Source organism: Vibrio albus, assembly GCF_003144035.1.
Classification (GTDB): domain Bacteria; phylum Pseudomonadota; class Gammaproteobacteria; order Enterobacterales; family Vibrionaceae; genus Vibrio; species Vibrio albus.
Map to the genome: position 1 here is coordinate 136,413 of NZ_QFWT01000010.1, position 16,952 is coordinate 153,364.

Sequence of the window (16,952 nt, forward strand, 5' to 3'; positions counted from 1 at the left end):
GCGGAGTTTATAAATATGGCTATATCTTCAGTGCAGTCTGGCTATTCCCTGATGCAACAATCCCAGTCCCTGTCAAATCAGGCGGCTCAGGATATTGCACAGCGCACGGGAAATAATAACCCCTTTGAACAGAAGCAGCAGGAAGAACGAATAGCCAACCAGCGGGCTGAAGAAGAACAGCTCACCCGGCAAAATGATCCAAATTCTGCCACCAGAAGTAATTCAGGTGCAGAGCAGGGAATGGGGTTCAATCAGGCAGACAAGTCGGAAGATGCCCCCGTATCCGCTCCCAAAGAGATCTCCCAATCACAAGTGGATTCTCTACTTCAGCTCAATCAGGCACAAACCTATAATCAGATCGGCGCGAATGTCGTTCAGCGCTCTAACGATATTGTCGGAACAATGCTGGATACTCATGTCTGATCAGGTTCCAGCCTGGTTTTCAGATAAGAAAATGCTTCAAATAGATTTTTTTCCCTTAATGGCTTAACAATAACGTAATCTGCGCCTGCTTCGAGGAACTTGTCTCTGGTCTCTTCATAGCCGTCTGCTGTACAGGCAAAAATTGGAGTATTTACCTTTAATTGTTCGCGAATAATTTTTGTTGCTTCAATACCATCAAGATTTGGCATCTGGTTATCCATAAAAATAACGTCGTACTGAGATGTTTTAATTTTTTCCAGCGCACTCAACCCGTCTTCTGCCCAATCCACTTGCATATTGTATTTTTCACAAAATGCTTTAGCGATAAATGCATTCGTTTTATTATCTTCAACCAATAATAAAGAGACCTGCTGTTCAAATAGCTCTGACAAGTCCTCTTTCCGGATAATGCCCGACTGAATATTGTGTGGGCTCACCACCTGTACTGGTATTGACACCATAAACTGAGAGCCGGAGCCAACCAGGCTTTTCACCGAAACTTTCCCGCCAAGAAGAGCAACAAGGTGCTTAACAATGGTTAAACCAAGCCCGCTACCACCATATTCACGCGTTGTGGTTTTTTCCGACTGCTCAAAGGGTTCAAAAATTGTGTCTAGCTTCGCTGAAGAAATACCGATCCCCGAATCCTGAACGTTAATACTCAGATGTCTGATCGGCTGGTCACCGGAATAGGCTTCCAAATCCGGCAATTCAAAGCGTAGCGATATACTTCCCCGATGAGTAAATTTTACGGCATTGCTCAATAAGTTATATATGATCTGATTGAGCCTTACTTTATCACTGTGAAAATGAGTATTTTCAGGAACCTCATTGACAATTTCAAATTTCAGGTGCTTTTCCATACAAAGCGGGCGGTAAATATTCGCAACAGAGCTGACTAACGAGCTGAAGTTAAAATCACTCAGTACAATATTAAATTTACCCTGCTCCATCCGGGAAAAATCAAGAATATCATTAAGAACCGTGAGAAGGTGCTCACCGCTTTGACACAGTACTTCTATCTTCTCTATCTTATCCGAATCTGTTTCCAGATTTTTTAATAACTGTGATATACCCAGTATACCGTTAAGGGGAGTTCTTATTTCATGGCTCATTTTAGCCAGAAAATCAGCTCTCGCATTCGCTGATTTTTCTGCCTCTATGCGCGCCAGATTACTTTGTCTTTCTGCCTCAATCAGCGTGGTAATATCCTGCCCCTGAGCAATGATCGAATGCACACCATCTTCAAGCTCTATCGGAGAAAGGTTCCAACGGTAAACTGTGTCAAATACAGTAATATTCATACCGGTAATCACGGCCCCTTCATTGACCATGTCAAGTTGCGGTTTAATAACAGACTGAAAATTAAGGAAGGCCCGACTAGAAAACTCACCATTCTTTTCGAAAACACGATCTGAGGCTGAGTTCATTCTGACCACTTCACCATGAGAGTCCCACACAATGATAGGAGAAAGAGAGAAATCAAATAAGTCCTGAAAAGAACGCTCTTTATCACGTAAATCCTTAAAGGTTTTTTCAAGGGTTCGGCCTATATGGTTAAACTCTTTTATTTCTGATCCGGAATAAGTGCCCGCATTTTTATCAGTCTGACATCCCTGAGCGAACTTCATCAACGGCGCTAACTCTCCAACAACCCGCTTCTGAATAAGGTATCGGGCAAGAAATCCCGCCAGTAATATAGAAATGAAGTAAAACAGCAAGCTTATCCGGTAATTGTGTTCCAGAGAGAGAATGTTCGTATTATCTTCCGTTGTGTAAACCGAAACTGGCGTTTTTACTCCGGCAATACGCAGGTCAATCTGATTATAGAGGTACTCAGCGCCAAAGGGCTCATGAGACTCCTCCGGAAAATTGTTAGATAAAATTTGTTCGGGATTTTCTATCGTTGACGCAATAGGCTTCCCCCCAATGAGTAGCATTGCCGTGTTGACTCCACTGGCAATTTCAAATTGATGCAATAACTCAATATTATTGTTTAATACAATGGCACCATACAACTGACCGAGAACCTCTCCTGTTTCTTCGGCAACGACAGGAACACGCCGGGCTAACATATATACAGAGCCTTCACCAAGATCAAGGTTGATGAAATGCCATCGATTATTAAACACAATACTTCTGGCTATCCACTCAAGTTGCGTCTCTTGGATACCAAAAAAAGGAGCGTTACCATCATTCCACACGGTATGTCGCCCCTTGGTAATAAAACCAAAGTCAAACACCATTTTTTCGTCTGATTTTTCCAGGTTGAGGAAATAATTATCAAGCAGCGCCTCTTCCTGTTTTTCTAAGTGTTGCTGCAAAGTAACGCTATTCGCCAAATTGTTCTGTAAATTTTTACCATTCGATAAGTGGGTATCAAATAAGTGTTGTAAAAGACTAGAGGTTTGCTGCATATTTCTCAGCACTTCCTGATTCACGGCTTTGGCTGAGATTTGGTAGTTAAAAAGCAGAATCAACGCAGTCAGTATGCTGAAGACAAGAAAAACCAATCGAAGACTTAAGTTCGCCAACGAATTTTTACTTTTTATTGTTTTCTTATTCATTGTTATTTGTCCGAATACCTGAATGCCTGCTTTTTCAACTGCTCTATTCTTCTTTCACTGCTGTCTGAAGTGACCAGCTCAAAGCTACCTGAGTAGACGGTAGGAACCGGTTTTCCTTCCAAATCCCATTTAATCGCTTCCGCCATAGCCACACCTGTGTCGTCATTCATTCTCATGACGGTGACATCAAGCTTCCCCTGCCTTATCGCATCCAGTTCTGCTGAACCGCCCCCCCAGCCATTTACTACAATATCCTGACGTTTTAATACCTTCAAAGCCTCTACCGCCCCTAAAGCGACATCGGTAGAACAGGTATAAATAAAATCCAGATCAGGATGCTCTCTTACCAACTTCAGTGTTGCCTTATAGGCACTCTCTTTATCGGCATGAGTATAAAATGCGGACTGAAGGTAAAAGCCTTTTTCCTGATTCAGAGCATGAATGAATGTGTCACCTCTGACATCACTGATATAACCGGGAGAAAAGTACAAGACCCCATATGGTACCAATGGTTTAAAATGCACTTTGAAATAATCCGCCAGAATCTGACTACCGGTTGTATGATCAAATCCAACGTACATAAAAGGCTGGTGATCTTCCCATTTTACAAGAGGGGTCGTAATATTTTGCAGGATTAACTTAGTATCAGAGTTGTATAACGCATGCTCAATAAATTTTTTATGCCTCCCCGTATCCAGAGTGAACACCAAATAATCAGCATGCGTATTTAAAGCCTGGTTCAGAAACTGACTCTGTTGGCCAATATCGGAGTTGGGGCGGGTGAATATCTGTGAAATCTTGTATTTAATATTTAGCTCATTTAGCCGTTTCTCAAACGCAACTAAGTTTCTTCGCCAATAATCCGAAACTTGCTCGCCAGGGTAAATGACCGATATTTTGATTACTTTATCCTGAGCACTCAGGATAGGAACAGCAGGCTGAACAACGACTCTGGTGAGTTTATCCGTTAACTGTTTTTGTTCCGGGAATTTGTCCAGAAACGCCTGATACCCCCAGTATTCACTCAGCACATCAGCACTAACGGAAACAGGCGCAGAAGACACATTAAAAGAGAATAACAAAACAGCTAAGCACTTAACAAAAGGCTTAATCAGGCCATCAGAAACCATGCCCCACCTTATATCTATATGATGTATACCTGTAACTATAAGTAAGAAATGGGATTTATGGTAGTAGAGACATTGAAGGTGAAGGGTAAAACAGATGCCACGCAGCAATAAAACCGCGAGGCATCAACTTATGATCATGAATATTCAGACGAATGCCTGTGGACTATCAGAAAGTAAATGCAAGGCTCGCTGAAGCACCAAACTGATTTTCACCTGAATAACTGCCGGCAATATCAATATTCACCACGTCAAACGGGCTGAACCCAAGACCGGCAGTGACGGCATTATCCACGTTGCTCAGCATGTCCACTTCATAGCCGGCACGCAGCTGTAACCAGTCCCAAGCGTTACCTTCAACCCCGAAACGGACAAACTGAGTATCGTCAAAGTCATCACTCAACCCTTCAATATCAAGATCCTCGAAACGGGTCTGTTTAGTCAGGTCAAGATCAACAGAAGCCGTAAAGAAGCGAGACACATAAGCACCCGCAACGGTTGCCTGAGGTGACAACTCGTAGGTGCCGATAACCTGTGATGCGTCTGTATCAATAGACTGCTTAATCACATTCTTCACCGCAAAGCCAACACGCCATGCATCTTTGGCCCAGGCCGCCCCTAAATCCAGGTTGAATGCTGTCTTACTTCTCTCGCTCTGGTCATAGTCGTCAATGTCAAAGTCTTCCACTTTTATGTTTTGAGCATAAGTTTTGAGACGTTGGAATTTTGGTGAAACACCAAACATGATTTCCTGACCCGCAATAGTAAACGGTTTAGCCAGAGCCACACCGACTTCACTATAACCGAAGGCCATTAAGTTCACTGTAGAACCCTTATATCGATCTACAGTATCAAGCCTATCATCTTGCGCTGGGTCATCAACAAAATCGACTATTTGCGTAGCTGCAACAACTTCCACATAACCACTGCCAAACAAGTTGGCAGCTATATATTTGTTTGGAATAGCGACAGCAACACCTGCACCGGCATTGACCGAAAGAGGGTCGTTACCCTGTAGAGCATCCAAATAGCCATTCAACTCATCAGCCGCCGCTGAACTTGAAGTACTTGAATCAAAATTATCAATCGCATCCTGCAGGTCATCGATATCCGACAAGGTATCATCCTGATCATTTGCCGTTAATTGTACGCCCGGCAGCAACAAACCTACATCATCGTTATCACGATAAAGCCCGGTTAGTGCCGGGTTATAAAATGGTGCCATCAGGTAATCCGCAGACGCAACGCCTGTATTACCCATTGCATTTCCCCGTCCGTCAGCCACCTTCGCCGCTGAAAATGCGGTTCCGGAACACAAAGCCAGACAGACACCCACTGCTAATTTATTTTTAGTAATCATAAGAGTAAACAACCTTTATATAAACAAGATTCATAATAGATATTATTCTGGCCTGAATTATTAGGCAAGATCAATTAACAATAAAGTCATATAGTTTTACAAAAACCAAGAACTATTCATCAATATGAATATTTTTATTACAAAGCACTATTTGTTCTTTTTTCTGTTTAGTCAGTTTTTTTATCGCAGCTTCAAGCTTAAGTGCCATACTTTTATCTTCCACTCTTTGCGTCCATACAAGCTGGAGCGGACCCTTGCCACGAAGAGCCTTGGCACCTTTCCCTGCTCTATGTGCCTCTAGCCTCTTTTGCACATTATTGCTAATGCCGCAGTAGAGCGCACCAGTGCGGGTTCGGAGCAGGTAAACCCGCCATTCAGAACTCGAAATTGCACGCTCTACTTCTGCCTCCAATGCATGCTTTGTCATGTGCTATAGAAGCTGTTCGACTAATGCTCTTAGCTCGGCCATTTCTGATTTTAACTGTGTGACCTCAGATTCCAGAGCTTCAATTCTTGACTGACTTGCTCCGGAAGGTGGTACAGCAGGACTGGCTGTCGCTATCGCTGCAACATCCACCTCACCACAGAACTGGTGCATATAGCGGGATTCGCGTTTCCCAGCTTCCCTCGGCAGCCGAACAACCAGCGGGCTATCATCAGAGTCACTCGCCAGCTTTTCAAGAACGGCCTCAACTTCTTTTACATCAGCAAACTGACACAGGCGATTTGTCCGCGTTCTGATTTCTCCCGGCGTCTGTGCTCCCCTTAACAGCAGGCAGCATATAACCCCTCGTTCTTGTTCCGTAAACTGGAGATCACCAAATTCAGTATTACAGAATCTGTGCTGATATTTAGATACCCGGCTGTTAAACCCGCTTTCATCATTTACCAACCGGCGAGCAATTAAAGCATCAACGGTATCCAAAACTTCTGATTCAGACAAAGACATGACAGGGTCACGGTTACTTTTCTGGTTACAGGCATTGGTTAAGCTGTTCAGCGTCAGCGGATAATGATCAGGTGTCGTTACTTCTTTCTCGATTAAGCAGCCAATGACGCGTGCTTCAACTGGGGACAATTCTATGCTCATACTCGGCTTTACTCCGTCTTGTTATATTATTAGCGTCCAAAAGTTTTTTGGGTTATGCTTTAATTATTGTATATCAACGCATTAATGTTAGGAATAATACTCATGAACAGCGTATTCGAAATTGTAAATCTGGCGCGTAAAAAAAATAAGCTAAAGCGCGAACTTCAGGATAACGAAAAGAAAATTCGCGATAACACAAAACGTGTTGTCTTGCTGGAAAACCTTATTGATTACATCAAGCCTGAAATGTCTCAGGAAGAAATCATTATGATCATCAAAAACATGAAAGGTGATTACGAAGACCGTGTGGATGATCACATCATCAAAAGTGCTGAAATTTCAAAATCCCGCCGGGAAATCAGCCGTCGTATCCGTCAACTGACGGAAGAAGACAAAGCATCTCAGGGTAAAAACTAAGCCCCTACCCCCTCCAGAATAAGCCTGCCTCGTGCGGGCTTATTTTTATTTCAGAAAACTAAACGTTTGCGTAATCGCTAACCTTCACTTTCTTACCCCTTACCTGTTTTCCTCCCTTTCTGAGCTTGTTAAGATTGATCCTGTTCACACAATCTGAGAACACCATTCGGGGCATGGAGCTTCCTCGCTTATCTCATGATGAGAAGAATTGGTACCGACTTATTCGGCATACAAAGAGGACAAGTAATGGAATTTAATATAGTTGAAATTATCGGTTATGCTGCATCAATCATGGTGGCTATTTCGCTGAGCATGAAACATATCGTAGCACTCCGCGTACTGAACTTTGTAGGGTGCTCACTATTTATCGCCTATGGTCTTTATGTAGGAGCCCTACCGGTAGTGGTCGCCAACAGCTACATTGCAGTGATCAATATTTATTTCTTATATAAAAATCATCAGGAAAGAAAGAATAGTGATCTCAATGGAGTGAAAGCCTGAATTTAAACGAATTTGCTCTAGAAATAAGCATCAGGCAGGAAAAGGCTCTGGTATACATTCCAGAGCCTCTATCATTTAACTCATGTAAGCCAGTGACTTACCCATAAGCCATTCAAGTTCTTTATCGCCTTCCTCGCCAAACTTATCGCCAATCAACCGATATAGTCTTTCTACCCCTTTACGAGCAAATTCATTGGCATTATTTGTCGTAACGATATGAAGAAAAAGCAATTTTAAAATAGAAATGAATTCAGGCTTATTCAAGGCCAGTAGCCAGCTTTCCGAAAAAGTCTTTAAACTGTCACACAAATCCAGATGGCCGATGAACATTTCATGTATACGCTCATCCAACGCAAGGATAAAATCGGTTTTCTTCGGGAAATGATGGCTAATTCCTGTTCTGGAAATACCAGTCTGTTTACTTAATGTGGTATACGACATTTTGTCATATCCCAAGCTGAGTAACTGTTCAGCGACAGCATCCATAATATGTTGGATGGTAATTTCGGTATCTTCTTTACTACGTTTTGGCATATTACGCGCCCTTCTTTGATAACTTTGTACCTCCCCGTTAACACGCAAGCCCCGAATAATCCCTATATCGTTATAGTCCTTATTAATAACCTTCACCTCTGTGCAATGAAAGCTATACATGCCCTTTTCCGGGCTTATTATCAGTCATATGTTATTGATGCCAGACGGATAACTCCGGCCATGGAGATCTTACACAATTTAGCCGTTCACCATACAGATAATACAAATAATGTTACAAACAAAGCCCTGAACTCGGTTCCAAAAAGAGCAATCGTATAAAATTAATACAGCCACCCTGAATCACAGACCATTTAACAGAAAAAGCTAATATTTTTGTTGCCTGGCTGGTAATGGCTAAGATACCCTAAGGCGTGTTTATCTTTCATCACCGTCCCTGCTGGAGGAAATGTTATGTCGGAAGAAAATATGGTTTGTGACCCGGAAAATGAAGTGTGTGAAGCTTGCGGGTGCAGTGCGGAAATGGGCTTTATCATCAAAGAAGGTGATGATGTGGCTGAAGTGTCCCTATTTGGTGAAAACAAGTCTCAACTGGAAGCTGAACTTCAAAACTATGTTGTTCTGGCTAAAGAAGTGAACTCGAATGTGGAGTTCGAAGTAAATCCGCTGGCAGATGATGCAAAAGAGCTTCACGCCCGATTCAAATTTGAAGTGAGTGCTGAAAAACTGATTTTTGAATTGAAGACTCGTTCTCTTCGTTAACTGGCAACGCTACCTTTCCAACAGATAAAGCGAGTATCTTTTTATATGACTACTCGCTTTTCGGCTCTACTTAGGTCACTATAATAAAACCCAGCTAAATTTCTGATGAAACTGAGCCGTTATGATGCGACTGTTCCGCTGTTCCTGCGCGCTATACCTATTTTCACTCTCTATTGCCTTTTCTTTCGTTAGTGCAGAACCACTGGATGAATATCAAATACTTAACCATATTGATAACTATGGTAACGTGTATCTTCGCAATAAACCTTATACCGCACTCCCGGATGGCCTCGAAGTAAAAGGAAACCTGAATATAGCCAAAACTCCAATTCAAATATTACCCCCCGGCCTGGTTGTCAACGGTAGTCTGGACGCATCGAACAGTCAGTTAAAATCAGTCAGACGAGGGACGAAAATAAAAGGTTACGCTAACTTCCTGGGTAGCTATATAGAAAAGTGGCCTTCTGGTGTTTCTGTCGGCGGATATCTGAATTTTACCGATACACCGTTGAAGTCGCTGCCTCCCCGATTACATGTAAAAGGTGACTTAAGTGTCATCCGTACACCACTAACGGAACTTCCCAATGGTATTGTTGTGGAAGGCAATCTGTATATTGGCGGTTCAGGAGTGAGGCAGTTTCCGGACGATATGACAGTAAAAGGTAATATTTTTCTGGGGGGAAACCAGATTAGTAAGTGGCCAAAAAACCTAACGCTTGGTGGAGCAGTCGCCCGTTAGGGCATAACTGCTCAAACACCGAACTTAATTTGATTTACCGCCGTTACGAACCGGGTTTGCATACATGGCTCTCAGGTGGGTACGGGCACCTTCAGGAATAGAATCCAGCTTGGCTTTAAATTCGCTCCTCACTTTATCTGTAATACCGTCATCATCCTGATCTGCTGCTAACAGATTTACAGGGTAGAGTTTGTAGATATTATGGATCTGGCGATCAATTTCTTCAGCCAATGCGTCAGGGCCCTCAACATCCTGAGTAATCACCTCACCAAAACTGACATGTACACGCCCCTTATAGCCAATGATCCCCTGAACGATACTTTCAATATCTTCAAATTCACTTTTCTCATAGCTGCCGTGTGTTTCTTTCTCAAACAACTCACAAGCCTTCGCGGTATCACAAGGGTCATTTTCATAAGAAACTGCCACAGGTACAATTTTCAGAGACTTAACATAGTCAGCAAAACTGAGCTTCTGCTTACGGCCTTCCATGAAAAACATTTTCAGGATAGCTGCATCAGTCATGTCGTTCCCATCTTTTGCCCGACCTTCTCTCTGTGCAATCCAGATAGAATTACCGGTATCCAGTGAGTGTTTGATATAAGAAGAAAGAAGCCCAAGTGCTTTCATCATCTCGCGAGGCGCTTTTGCAGAACGCTTAACAATAAAGCTCTTATTTAACTTCATCAGATCGGTGGCACAAGGTTTTTTAAGCAGGTTGTCACCTATCGCGATCCGAACGGTTTTATGCTTATGCATGTGCAGGCCATAGTTAACCAAAGCCGGATCCATCGCAATGTCCCGGTGATTCGACACAAACAGATACGAAGTGTTTGTGTCCAGTTTATCCAAGCCGGAATAAGTCACGCCATCGGTAGTGGTATCCAGAGCTTTAGTCATGTATTTTTTGACTTCCATCTGAACATCGTGAACCGTTTTTAATTTACCCCATTTGTACTTTAAATATACCCGCACAAGTGGTGTCATCAGGGTTCGAAGCCAACTTGCGGTGTGTTCAAAACGGTGGTTTAGAATGGCATCAATAAATTCTTGATCATTAATCAGACGGTTGATCGCGTCACTGATTTCATTATCGTTATACGGACGGATTTCCTGATAGATATCGTTGTCTACTGTCATTTGAGTACGCTAAATAGATAAAGTAATAAGCCCCGGGAAGTCAGAGCGTTACAAAAACACGATATTCTACGCTTTGTTTCTGCAACAAGCAGCTAAGAGATACCAGGTCGGACCAGATAATCCGATCCACTTACTGTGATGTTGGCATTCTCTCTAATAAACGTTACTCTATGCGCCCAGAAACTCTACCTGCCCCAAAAAGGGTATCTCATGAACTACGCTATTGAATATTACCTGAAACAACATGCTTTTCTTCACAGCACTCCCAGAAAAAAGAGTCTGAAACATTCTCTTCTTACCATTCACACTGGCATGGTATTAGTAAGGCTTGGTAAATATGAATATGCTCTGGAGCAGGGTGATAGCTTCTGGATACCATTTGATTGTCTGGTTTCTGTCACCTTTTTTCCGGACACGACGGCCTCCGCTATTGAGTTTTCAGCACGGCTGGTTGACTCATTCCCCTCTCAAAGCGGTTTTATCGAATTACCAGAGGTTACAAGCGCAATAATTTCGAAGCTCGCCAGACAGCAAGTCAGCGGCTCTCAGAAAAAAGCCTTGCTGGGAGTCGTTCGCCATGAAGTCTGTGAACTAAAACCAGAATTGATATTAGGGCAACTTAGCCAGTGTTTTTCAGAATGGACACCAGAACAACCGGTCAGCCTTTGTAAGGAAATGCATATTGCACTTCTTGTCAGAGAAGCAAAAAAGCAGCGGTTATCCGGTAAAAAACAAGAGAAAATCGTTGAAGAGCTATTTCATAACTCAAAAGAGAATTTTGAGCATTTATGCCAACTAGTGCTTGGAACTGAACTTTAAAACGGAACTTTAAAACGGAACTTCTACCTGAAACATCACATCGGGAGTGTGTGCATCATGCCATCGGTAATCAAAACGCACTCTCGGTTCCTTACCCTTATCACCAACAGCAAAACTAACCTGAAAACCCTGACTTTCCAGCCACTCATCATAACTCAGAGCAGCTTCATCTATATCTTCTGGCATCCACAGGGCTAACCCAACCACATTCTTATCAACCTTACCGCTGATAATGGGCGTGTTTTCAGTGTTAAAAGCCCACTTTTCCCAATAATGATCTTTCTGACGTTTTTCATCATCTTCTGCCTGTCGAAACAGGCTAAGGAATTGCTCAGTAATACCATCCAGCGCGCCCGAAAGCTTACTGCATATTTCTGAACTTTTCTGAACAACAACCGAAGACGGTTGAGAACCCTCACATGCTAATACCGAACCGGACGACAAAAGAACAGTACAAAGCACAGCTAACCTTACTTTCTGTGCTAACTTTATTTTTTGCGCTAACTTTGTAATGTGTAATCCCATCGGATTGCCCTTTAGTTCGGTCTACAAGTCATTCTTATTCACAGGAATTATAAATGTTTAGCTACTATTTATAAAGTTTATTATTAATGAGAAATTTTGCGACAGATTTCGTCGTGAGTTCTGCAACAGATCCCATTTTGTACAGTTCATTACGTATATCTGTACTGCGAATTGAGACCTTCTCCGGGCAGGCCATCACAGACCAGCGACTTAGGATTTCTTCAGCTTTATAAAATTTAGCAAAATTGAAAAAATTGTCGGGTCCAACGACAAACGTAATATCAGCCGACGGGTACACGTCCTGGACTTTTTCCAGTACAGCAAAGGTGGTTACACTGCTGCCAGGCACATAAAGTTCCTCTTCAATACCAGAACGCTGGAATTTGTCAGATCCCAGATCCTGGATAAAAAGATCCAACATGTCACATCTCACGTTATAGTCCAGCATTTCTTTGCCCCAGGCATGTGCAATACTGGGAATAAGTAAAACGGTATCAAAATGAGTCAATGACTCAATCACACTTTTATGTCCCAGGCTGGGTGGATTAAACGCACTGCCAAAAACAGCGATTTTTGTCTTTTTTTCTGTTATATCATTCATTCAGGCGTAATTTACTGGTTGATAGTGATTCGAATCCGGTATGATAAAGCTATTGGCTCTATTTTTACATTGCTGTGGAAAAGGAATATTAATGGAACAGAAAATTCGCGAAGAAATGCGCGTTTTACCTTCAATCGATCCTCACTTTGAGATCGAAAGACGTGTGGCATTTATTAAGCGTAAGCTTCAGGAATCAGGTTGTAAATCACTGGTACTGGGGATTAGTGGCGGTGTTGACTCAACAACCTGTGGTCGTTTAGCTCAGCTTGCGGTAGACAGCCTGAATAAAGAAACCGGCTCTGTCGACTATCAGTTTATCGCCGTCCGACTACCTTACGGTGAGCAAAAGGACGAAGATGAAGCACAACTGGCCCTTCAGTTTATCCAGCCAACACATTCTGTTTCCGTTAATATCAAAGATGGTGTTGATGGTATGCACGCCGCATCTCACGTTGCCCTGGAAGGAACAGGACTTCTGCCTCAAGAAGATGCAAAACTAGACTTTGTCAAAGGAAACGTCAAAGCCAGAGCCCGTATGGTTGCTCAATACGAGATTGCCGGCTATGTGGGCGGACTGGTTATTGGTACCGATCACTCGGCAGAAAACATTACCGGTTTCTACACTAAATTTGGTGATGGTGCCTGTGATTTGGCCCCACTGTTTGGCTTAAATAAGCGCCAGGTACGTGAAATCAGCAAAACGCTGGGAGCCCCGGAAATTCTGGTGACTAAAATCCCGACAGCGGATCTGGAAGAGCTAAGCCCTCAGAAAGCCGACGAATCGGCACTGAACCTGACTTATGATCAAATTGATGATTTTCTGGAAGGAAAACCCGTATCAGATCATGTAACAGAGCGCTTGGTTGGCATTTACACGGCAACCCAGCATAAACGCGAAGCTATTCCTACCATTTACGATTAATACTCATCTGTCATGCGCCGGTTGATATTGCCGGCGCTTACCCCACCCTATATTCAGGTTTATCAGATTTTCCTGATGTAATGAGTAAAACTTTATAGTTATTAATTAGTTGTTTTCTATGGTTAATGTACTATACCTAATAGGTACATTACTCTATTACGAGTTCAAAACGCCTATAAGACAACTCAAAGATTCAACCTGACTTGTAGGCGCTTATTACAAAAGGTTGGCTATGGTTAATAAACTCAAACAGACCCGTTTCAGTATGAGACTAACGGTTATATCCCTGTTTATTGTCTTATCGTCGCTGATAATCATTGTTGCCTTATCTCTTCAGTACTATTTCAGCCAGTCTCTTGCCAAAGAGTCTGCCAATATGTTGTTTAAAAGCACGGCACAAAATATCAGTGAAAAAGTCTATTCTCTGGACAGTGCCAGCAGTGACCTGACATTGCTGCTTTCAGGATATTCTGAAGTATCACAACAAGCTGAGCCTGAATCACTACACCCGATAACCAAGGTAATGGCACGGGCCATGGAACAGAAGCCATATCTCTACTCTATCTATATCGGCTACCAGAACGGCAATTTATATGAGCTCATCAACCTGAACAGCGGTACTAACCTGCGCGAAAAAATAAACGCTACTCCGGCTGATCGCTGGCTAATTATTCATATCAGGGATACGCCATCAGGCCGGGTCCGTGAATCCAGATACTTTGACGCCGAATTTCGCCTTACCCACGAAGATAGTGAAGCCAGTCGTTACCGCGCCAATGTGCGGCCGTGGTACAGAGATGCGATGAATAGCCACTCTACCATTAAAACCGAACCTTATATTTTCCATGTTACCCGCTCGCCCGGTGTTACCTATGCCAAACACATTCCAGGCAGCCAGAACGTCATCGCCGTAGATATATCTCTCGACACCTTTTCTCAATATTTACGCGAAAATCAGGTAATAGAAGGGGCAAATACACTAATATTTAACCAAAACGGCACGGTCTATGCGCACTCATTTTCTATTGAAAAACAGAATACGAGTATTCCTGTGTCAAAGGTTCCTTTATCCAGAGAAGAACAAAAATACATTCGTGAATTAGGCGTATTGAAAGTTTCAAATGAAAAAAACTGGCCTCCTTTTGATTTTGCTTACGGCGGAGAACCTCAGGGGTATTCCATTGATTTACTCAACCTTATCGCCCAAAAATTAGGATTAGATATTGAATACAGCAATGGCTACGACTGGAATGAACTGGTAACGTTGTTTAAGCAACAGAGAGTTGATGTGTTGCATAGTGTTTTCTACAGCACACAACGGGAATCCTGGGGCCTGTTCTCTTCCCCTTACCTTAAACTCTCTCCCGTCTTGGTTACCAGTGAGAACAGTGATCAGGATATTTCGCTAGAGCAATTAAATAACGGGCAAGTTGTCGCTATTCCTAAGGGCTGGGCTTTTGTCAAATTTGTTCAGAAACATTATCCGGAAATTAAAATTCTTGAAGTTCCGGATTCGCTCGCGGGTCTTAAAGCGGTTCAGAATAATGAAGCGGTTGCCGCCTTTGATAACACAAAAGTTATAGAGTACTTAATTGATCGCTATTCTCTTAAGGGACTGGCGTTACACCACGTCACTGATACCTCAGTCAGCACTATCGATCAACAATTACGGTTTTTAGTCCACAACGATCAGCCAGAGCTGAAAACTCTGCTGAATAAGGCGATTGCCTCGTTAACAAAGGAAGAAAAGCAAACAATTGATGACCACTGGAGCAATGATAATTCATCAGCGAAATTACGCCGGGCAATCAATTCCGGCGTGGTACCCACTCCAGTGTTTACGGTTCTGGCGGTGCAAAGCCAACAAGGAGATGTTATCGCCCGTAATATAATGATCGGGGAGAAATCCTACACGCTGTTCGTTCATCACATCCCATCAGAAGAACTTGGGACAGATAATTATCTCGGCATTATGGTTCCGACAACGTTAATACAACAACCCTATATGGAGAAGGTTCGTTTTTCTCTGTTAATTACACTCGGCTTTCTGGTATTGCTGACTCCGGCTCTCTTCCTGTTCACCAAAATGATCGCAACGCCCGTAAGATTGCTGGCAAACGAAAATGAAAAGATTATCCAGCGTAAGTTTAACGAAGTCCGGCATATCCCCAGCCAGATAAAAGAAATTAACGACCTATCATACTCGATCTTTTCTATGGCAGGTTCGATAGAAGAGTATCAGCGTAATCAACAGGAATTAATGGATGCGTTTATCAAGCTGATAGCCCAGGCTATAGATGATAAATCGCCATACACGGGAGGCCACTGCGAACGAGTGCCGGAACTAGCCATCATGCTGGCAGAATCCGCAGAAAAGAGTGACCTCCCCGCTTTTAAAGACTTTAAGTTCCAAACCGCAGAACAGCAGCGGCAATTTAAAATTGCCGCATGGCTACATGACTGCGGCAAGGTTACCAGCCCGGAACATATTATTGACAAAGGCAGTAAGCTCGAAACCATTCATAACCGGCTTCATGAAATACGCACCCGCTTTGAAGTTCTGTGGCGTGATGCAGAAATAATTTACTGGAAAGGCATTGTCTCTGGTCGGCCTGAATCAGAACTCCGCAAAGCACTATCTGAACGCCATGAACAAATCAAAGACGATTTTGCTTTTATTGCTCAGTGCAATGTCGGTTCTGAATACATGGATGAACAAGACATAAAGCGTATTAGTCATATTGCGCAGCAAACCTGGCTCCGCCATCTGGACAACCGGATTGGTTTATCTCCGCAGGAATCTAAATATCTGGAGTCCGTTCCTGCAACACCTCTTCCGGCAGAAGAACATGTGCTCGCCGATCTTAAAGAGCACATGATCCCCTGGACACGCTCCCCTAAGGATAAAATAGGCGGAGTCAAAATGGACATTCCAGAGCATCAATCCAACCTGGGAGAAATCTATAACCTGAGTATTCAGAAAGGAACTCTCACTCAGGAAGATCGGTATCGTATTAACGAACACATCATCTCAACGATTCAGATGCTGGAGGCACTCCCACTTCCAGGAGAGCTTTCACGGGTGCCCGAAATAGCCGGTGGTCACCATGAAACGCTGGACGGAACAGGCTATCCAAGAAAGCTTGCAGCCGAGCAGTTATCGATGGAAGCCCGTATTCTGGCAATAGCGGATGTTTTTGAAGCATTAACAGCATCCGACCGACCCTATAAAAAACCAAAAACACTGAGTGAGGCCATTACTATTTTGTCGTTAATGGTGAAAGAAGAGCATCTTGATGAAGATCTCTTCAGGTTACTGCTGTCCAGCAACATACATAAACAATATGCTTCACGGTTTTTAAATACTTCACAGAATGATGAGGTCGATTTGAGTAAGTATCTATAATACGACGGATCTCTTTATTCTGAGTAACAACCTGCAGGCTCTGCTTCTGCCGCTATACTGA

The 16,952-nt window shown here is 43.0% G+C and carries 17 protein-coding genes; 8 read left to right on the forward strand and 9 right to left on the reverse strand.

Features of this window, described 5'->3' with window-relative positions; all coding sequences use genetic code 11:
- The first annotated feature begins 15 nt into the window (after positions 1-15).
- A complete protein-coding gene (locus tag DI392_RS16575) occupies positions 16-423 on the forward strand; it encodes a hypothetical protein (RefSeq protein ID WP_109320807.1) in 408 nt (135 codons plus the stop codon).
- On the opposite strand, the gene DI392_RS16580 is transcribed toward DI392_RS16575, so the two are convergent.
- The 5 genes from DI392_RS16580 to DI392_RS16600 form a co-directional block, all read right to left on the reverse strand.
- Complete coding sequence (locus tag DI392_RS16580) at positions 414-2,990, reverse strand: LuxQ periplasmic sensor domain-containing protein (RefSeq protein WP_109320808.1); 2,577 nt, start codon at positions 2,988-2,990, stop codon at positions 414-416. The two genes, DI392_RS16575 and DI392_RS16580, sit on opposite strands and share 10 nt — an antisense overlap.
- A 2-nt stretch (positions 2,991-2,992) precedes the next feature.
- Positions 2,993-4,120, reverse strand: a complete 1,128-nt coding sequence (locus DI392_RS16585) for an autoinducer 2-binding periplasmic protein LuxP (protein WP_109320809.1) — start codon at positions 4,118-4,120, stop codon at positions 2,993-2,995.
- Positions 4,121-4,286: 166 nt separating this feature from the next.
- Positions 4,287-5,477 carry a conjugal transfer protein TraF gene (locus tag DI392_RS16590; RefSeq protein WP_109320810.1) on the reverse strand — a complete coding sequence of 397 codons (1,191 nt, stop codon included), beginning with the start codon at positions 5,475-5,477 and terminating at the stop codon, positions 4,287-4,289.
- Between the two features lie 112 nt (positions 5,478-5,589).
- Positions 5,590-5,904 carry a GIY-YIG nuclease family protein gene (locus DI392_RS16595; protein WP_109320811.1) on the reverse strand — a complete coding sequence of 105 codons (315 nt, stop codon included), beginning with the start codon at positions 5,902-5,904 and terminating at the stop codon, positions 5,590-5,592.
- A 3-nt stretch (positions 5,905-5,907) separates the two neighbouring features.
- The gene (locus DI392_RS16600) at positions 5,908-6,567 is read right to left on the reverse strand and encodes a YceH family protein (RefSeq protein WP_109320812.1); all 660 of its coding nucleotides are present in this window, start codon (positions 6,565-6,567) and stop codon (positions 5,908-5,910) included.
- 102 nt (positions 6,568-6,669) lie between these two features.
- On the opposite strand from DI392_RS16600, the gene DI392_RS16605 reads away from it, so the two are divergent.
- Together DI392_RS16605 and DI392_RS16610 are read left to right on the forward strand one after the other, a co-directional pair.
- Positions 6,670-6,984, forward strand: a complete 315-nt coding sequence (locus DI392_RS16605) for a DUF496 family protein (protein ID WP_109320813.1) — start codon at positions 6,670-6,672, stop codon at positions 6,982-6,984.
- 246 nt (positions 6,985-7,230) lie between these two features.
- A complete protein-coding gene (locus tag DI392_RS16610) occupies positions 7,231-7,485 on the forward strand; it encodes a YgjV family protein (protein WP_109320814.1) in 255 nt (84 codons plus the stop codon).
- 75 nt (positions 7,486-7,560) lie between these two features.
- Here the strand turns inward: DI392_RS16610 and DI392_RS16615 are convergent, their stop codons facing one another.
- Positions 7,561-8,019, reverse strand: a complete 459-nt coding sequence (locus DI392_RS16615; protein WP_109320880.1) for a TetR family transcriptional regulator — start codon at positions 8,017-8,019, stop codon at positions 7,561-7,563.
- 411 nt (positions 8,020-8,430) lie between these two features.
- Between DI392_RS16615 and DI392_RS16620 the strand changes: the two genes are divergently transcribed.
- Together DI392_RS16620 and DI392_RS16625 are read left to right on the forward strand one after the other, a co-directional pair.
- The gene (locus DI392_RS16620) at positions 8,431-8,739 is read left to right on the forward strand and encodes a YfcZ/YiiS family protein (RefSeq protein ID WP_109320815.1); all 309 of its coding nucleotides are present in this window, start codon (positions 8,431-8,433) and stop codon (positions 8,737-8,739) included.
- A 124-nt stretch (positions 8,740-8,863) separates the two neighbouring features.
- Positions 8,864-9,478 (forward strand): hypothetical protein, encoded by a 615-nt coding sequence (locus DI392_RS16625; protein WP_425445701.1) that lies wholly within the window; start codon positions 8,864-8,866, stop codon positions 9,476-9,478.
- A 24-nt stretch (positions 9,479-9,502) separates the two neighbouring features.
- On the opposite strand, the gene DI392_RS16630 is transcribed toward DI392_RS16625, so the two are convergent.
- Positions 9,503-10,618 (reverse strand): 1-acyl-sn-glycerol-3-phosphate acyltransferase, encoded by a 1,116-nt coding sequence (locus tag DI392_RS16630; RefSeq protein WP_109320817.1) that lies wholly within the window; start codon positions 10,616-10,618, stop codon positions 9,503-9,505.
- Positions 10,619-10,828: 210 nt separating this feature from the next.
- Here DI392_RS16630 and DI392_RS16635 point away from each other — a divergent pair, with 210 nt between their 5' ends.
- The gene (locus DI392_RS16635) at positions 10,829-11,437 is read left to right on the forward strand and encodes an AraC family transcriptional regulator (RefSeq protein WP_109320818.1); all 609 of its coding nucleotides are present in this window, start codon (positions 10,829-10,831) and stop codon (positions 11,435-11,437) included.
- A gap of 9 nt (positions 11,438-11,446) precedes the next feature.
- Here DI392_RS16635 and DI392_RS16640 read toward each other — a convergent pair whose 3' ends face one another.
- Positions 11,447-11,962: a hypothetical protein gene (locus DI392_RS16640; RefSeq protein ID WP_109320819.1), complete on the reverse strand. Its 516-nt coding sequence runs from the start codon at positions 11,960-11,962 to the stop codon at positions 11,447-11,449.
- A 64-nt stretch (positions 11,963-12,026) separates the two neighbouring features.
- On the reverse strand, positions 12,027-12,563 hold the full coding sequence (locus DI392_RS16645; RefSeq protein ID WP_109320820.1) for a nicotinate-nicotinamide nucleotide adenylyltransferase: 537 nt from the start codon (positions 12,561-12,563) through the stop codon (positions 12,027-12,029).
- 91 nt (positions 12,564-12,654) lie between these two features.
- On the opposite strand from DI392_RS16645, the gene nadE reads away from it, so the two are divergent.
- The gene (gene nadE / locus DI392_RS16650; protein WP_109320821.1) at positions 12,655-13,485 is read left to right on the forward strand and encodes an ammonia-dependent NAD(+) synthetase; all 831 of its coding nucleotides are present in this window, start codon (positions 12,655-12,657) and stop codon (positions 13,483-13,485) included.
- 232 nt (positions 13,486-13,717) lie between these two features.
- Positions 13,718-16,891 carry an HD domain-containing phosphohydrolase gene (locus DI392_RS19950; RefSeq protein ID WP_109320822.1) on the forward strand — a complete coding sequence of 1,058 codons (3,174 nt, stop codon included), beginning with the start codon at positions 13,718-13,720 and terminating at the stop codon, positions 16,889-16,891.
- The last annotated feature ends 61 nt before the right edge of the window (positions 16,892-16,952 follow it).